Origin of the sequence: Curtobacterium sp. B8 (assembly GCF_000333315.1) — a bacterium.
GTDB classification, from domain to species: domain Bacteria; phylum Actinomycetota; class Actinomycetes; order Actinomycetales; family Microbacteriaceae; genus Curtobacterium; species Curtobacterium luteum.
In genome coordinates this window covers 1-3,908 of sequence record NZ_BACW01000643.1, presented here as the reverse complement: position 1 = coordinate 3,908, position 3,908 = coordinate 1, and the positions used below count along the sequence as shown (strand labels likewise).

Here is a 3,908-nt window from a genome sequence, read left to right as displayed (position 1 = left end):
GTGAACGCGTACTGCGTGTCCGTGTCGATGTTCATCTTGATGACGCCGTTGTGCACGGCCTCGTGGATCTCGTCGTCGGTCGAGCCGGATCCGCCGTGGAAGACGAGGTCGAGCGGGTTCTCGCCGGTACCGTGCTTCGCGGCGACCGAGGCCTGGATCTCGCCGAGGAGCTCCGGACGCAGCTTGACGTTGCCGGGCTTGTAGACGCCGTGCACGTTGCCGAAGGTGAGCGCGGCGATCCAGCGGCCCTGGTCGCCGAGGCCGAGCGCGTCGACGACCTTCTCGACGTCGTTCGGGGTGGTGTAGAGCGCGTCGTTCGTGCCCTCGTGCGCGACACCGTCCTCCTCGCCGCCGACGACGCCGATCTCGACCTCGAGGATCGCGTTGATGTTCCGCGTCTTCGCGATCATCGTCTTCGCGATCTCGATGTTCTCGTCGAGCGGCACCGCCGAGCCGTCCCACATGTGGGACTGGAAGATCGGGTTGCGGCCCTGGCGGACCTCTTCCTCGCTCGCGGCGATGAGCGGGAGGACGAAACCGTCGAGCGCGTCCTTCGGGCAGTGGTCGGTGTGGAGGGCCACCGTGATGTCGTAGTTCTTCGCGACCTCGTGGGCGAACTTCGCCATCGCGAGCGCGCCGGCAGCACGGTTCTTCACCGTGTGCCCCGCGAAGTAGTCCGCACCACCGGTGGTGACCTGGAGGATGCCGTCGGAGCCGGCCTCCTGCAGCCCCTGGAGGACCGCGTTGATCGTCTGCGACGACGAGACGTTGACCGCGGGGTAGGCGAACTTGCCGGCCTTCGCTCGTTCGAGCATCTCGGCGTACTGTTCCGGCGTTGCGATGGGCACTGCGATCTCCTTCGACTTCGGTGGTGTCCTCGCTGAGCCTAGTCAGCCGCACGGGGCCCCGCCGGCCGGTTCCGGACAGCCGCGCCAGCGCCGGGCTGGCCGTGCCCGGTGGGGAGAGGCGCGGTCCGGGTCACGCGCGCGCGTTCCGTCCGTGGTGCACATACGTTCACAGCGCTCGCGACCGGCCCGCCTCGCGGCGTGCCGTCGCTACGCTGGGCGCGTGACTCCCACGACTGAGACCGGCTCCCTGTTCCTCCAGCCCGACCGCAACCTCGCGCTCGAACTCGTCCGTGCGACGGAGGCCGCCGCGATCCGTGCGCAGCCGTGGGTCGGGCGTGGTGAGAAGAACCTCGCCGACGGTGCCGCGGTCGACGCGATGCGGAAGTTCCTCGGCACGGTGAACTTCGACGGCGTCGTGGTGATCGGCGAGGGCGAGAAGGACAACGCCCCGATGCTCTACAACGGCGAGCACGTCGGCAACGGCCACGGTCCGGCGTGCGACATCGCGGTCGACCCGATCGACGGCACCTCGCTGACCGCTGCCGGCCGGCAGAACGCCATCTCGGTGATGGCGGTGTCCGACCGCGGGTCGATGTACGACCCGTCCGCCGTGTTCTACATGGACAAGATCGCCGCCGGTGCCGAGGGCCGCGGGGTCCTCGACCTGGAGAAGCCGATCGGTGAGAACATCCGAGCCCTGGCGAAGGCGAAGGACAAGGACATCGAGGACATGCAGATCGCCGTCCTCGACCGGCCCCGCCACGACGAGCTCATCCGTGCGATCCGTGCGACCGGCGCGGGGACGCGGCTGCTGCTCGACGGTGACGTCGCCGGCGGCATCTCGGCGGCGCTGCCGGGGTCGAAGATCGACATGTGCGTCGGTGTCGGCGGGACGCCGGAGGGCATCATCACCGCGTGCGCGATCAAGGCGCTCGGTGGTGTGATCCTCGGCAAGCTGCAGCCGAAGGACGACGAGGAGCGGCGGAAGGCGATCGACGCCGGCCACGATCTCGACAAGGTCCTCGACCAGGACGACCTCGTCACGGGCGACAACACGTTCTTCGTCGCGACCGGGGTCACCGACGGTGTGCTCGTGGACGGGGTCCGGCGTGAGCGCGGCGTCATCCACACGGACTCGATCGTGCTCCGGTCCCGTTCGAACACCATCCGTCGCATCCAGGCCGACCACCGCGCCGAGAAGTGGTTCTGATCCGCTGACCCGGGGGCTGACGCGCGCTCCGCGTGGCGCCGTTGGTACTCGCCCAACCGAAGTCCGTCCGAACCGGGTGTACCCGTGGTTCGGGCGGACTTCGGTTGTGCGGCACGAGCGTCCGCAAGGCCGCGCCCGAACCGCAGTACCGAGGTCAGTCGTCGTCGAGGGCGCCGACGAGCTCCGGCGCGGTGAGCAGCCGCGGCTCGTCGTCGATCGTCGCCGGGCCGGCGATGACCTTCGACTCGTCGAGCAGGGAGAGCCGCCGGGCACTCGGCAGCACCTGCCGTTCGAGTGACCCCACGAAGCGGTTGTAGTCGACGACGGTGCCCCGGATCGCCCGACCGAGCTTGTCGACGTGCCCGCCGAGCGTGGACAGGCGTCCGTAGAGCTCGCGGGAGACCCGGAAGAGCTCGCGCGCCTCGGCCGTCACGACGTCCTGCTGCCACGAGAAGGCGACCGTCTTCAGCACCGACCAGAGCGTCACGGGCGACGCCAGAGCGACGCGCTTGCGGAAGGCGTGGTCGAGCAGCCCCGGGTCCGCGGCGAGGGCACTCGCGATGAGCGACTCCGACGGGATGAACGCCACCGTGAGCTCGGGGGAGGCGTCGTACCCGGACCAGTACTCCCGCGCTGCGAGGGCGTCCACGTGTGCGCGGAGCGCTCGGACGTGCTGCTGCAGGAGCTGGTCGCGGCGAGCCCCCTCGGCGCCGGTCGCGGTGGCGGGGATCTCCGCGGCCTGGAGGTAGGCGCTGAACGGCACCTTCGCGTCGACCGCGATGGTCTTGCCACCGGGCAGGTGCACGACCATGTCCGGACGCGCCGCCCCGGCGGACGTCGTGACCGAGCTCTGCACGTCGAAGTCGACCCGCTCCAGGAGCCCGGCTGCCTCGACCACGTTCCGGAGCTGCGTCTCGCCCCACACACCACGCGTGCTGTTCGACGAGAGCGCGCTCGCGAGGGTGTCCGCAGTGGCCCGGAGGCGCTCCTCGGACTCGGCGGCCGACCGGAGCTGCGCGGACAGGGCGCCGTACTGCTCGCTGCGGGACTGCTCGAGCTCGGCGATCTTGGCGCGCATGACGTCGAGCGTCTGCGCGACCGGGCTCAGCGCCGAGAGGACCTTCGACTCGTTCTGGTTCCGGGCCGCGTCCGCCCCGTGCATCCGCTGCACGAGGTGTTCGAGTTCCGCCGCACGGCGCTCGAGGGAGTCGACCTGCCGACGGTACTGGGCGTCCTGCGCGTCGAGGCGCTCCTCCGCGTCGGCGCGCACCGTGTCGAGCTGCGCCCGCAGTGCGTCCGCCGTGGCGTTCGCGGCGGCGGCGTCCACCCCGGCGCGTGAGCGCGCGAGTGCCCACGCGACGACGGCGCCGACGGCGACGCCGATGACGAGACCGATGACCAGGGCGAGGATCTGCATGACGCGACCCTGGCAGGACCCACCGACACCGCGCCTCCAGGCCGTCGATCGTGCCGCCGCCGGCCGACCGGCGACCTCGCGCCGCGCCGACGCGGCCCGCCGACGCCGCGCCCACCCCGGCGACCTCGCGAGCGCCATGTAATGACATTAGGGCAAAGCGGGTGTACAGTCGGACCGTCCGCCGATGACGCCGCACGGAAGGTCCACCCCGTCGCATGCCGCACGAAGCACCTCACGCACACGACGTGATCACCATGGGCCGCGTCAGCGTCGACGTCTACCCGCAGCAGACCGGCCCCCTCGAGGACGTCACCAGCTTCTCGAAGTCCGTCGGCGGCAGCGCGACGAACGTCGCCATTCGCGCGGCCCGACACGGCGCCGACACGGCGGTCATCACCCGCACGGGCCACGACCCCTTCGGCCGCTACATCGC

General features: G+C 70.7%; 5 protein-coding genes. 3 read left to right on the top strand and 2 right to left on the bottom strand.

Annotated elements, in window-relative coordinates:
* Nucleotides 1-848, bottom strand: an 848-nt coding sequence (gene fbaA / locus I59_RS17240) for a class II fructose-bisphosphate aldolase (RefSeq protein WP_022904933.1), incomplete at its 3' end; no start/stop codon positions are given.
* Nucleotides 849-1,068: 220 nt separating this feature from the next.
* Between fbaA and glpX the strand changes: the two genes are divergently transcribed.
* Nucleotides 1,069-2,058 (top strand): class II fructose-bisphosphatase, encoded by a 990-nt coding sequence (gene glpX / locus I59_RS17235; protein WP_022904932.1) that lies wholly within the window; start codon nt 1,069-1,071, stop codon nt 2,056-2,058.
* 154 nt (nt 2,059-2,212) lie between these two features.
* On the opposite strand, the gene I59_RS17230 is transcribed toward glpX, so the two are convergent.
* Nucleotides 2,213-3,475: a DNA recombination protein RmuC gene (locus I59_RS17230; RefSeq protein ID WP_022904931.1), complete on the bottom strand. Its 1,263-nt coding sequence runs from the start codon at nt 3,473-3,475 to the stop codon at nt 2,213-2,215.
* Here I59_RS17230 and I59_RS23050 point away from each other — a divergent pair.
* Nucleotides 3,474-3,617: a hypothetical protein gene (locus I59_RS23050; protein WP_022904930.1), complete on the top strand. Its 144-nt coding sequence runs from the start codon at nt 3,474-3,476 to the stop codon at nt 3,615-3,617. The two genes, I59_RS17230 and I59_RS23050, sit on opposite strands and share 2 nt — an antisense overlap.
* Nucleotides 3,618-3,690: 73 nt before the next feature.
* Nucleotides 3,691-3,908 (top strand): PfkB family carbohydrate kinase (locus I59_RS17220; RefSeq protein WP_031274369.1); only part of this gene is annotated, 218 nt, incomplete at its 3' end.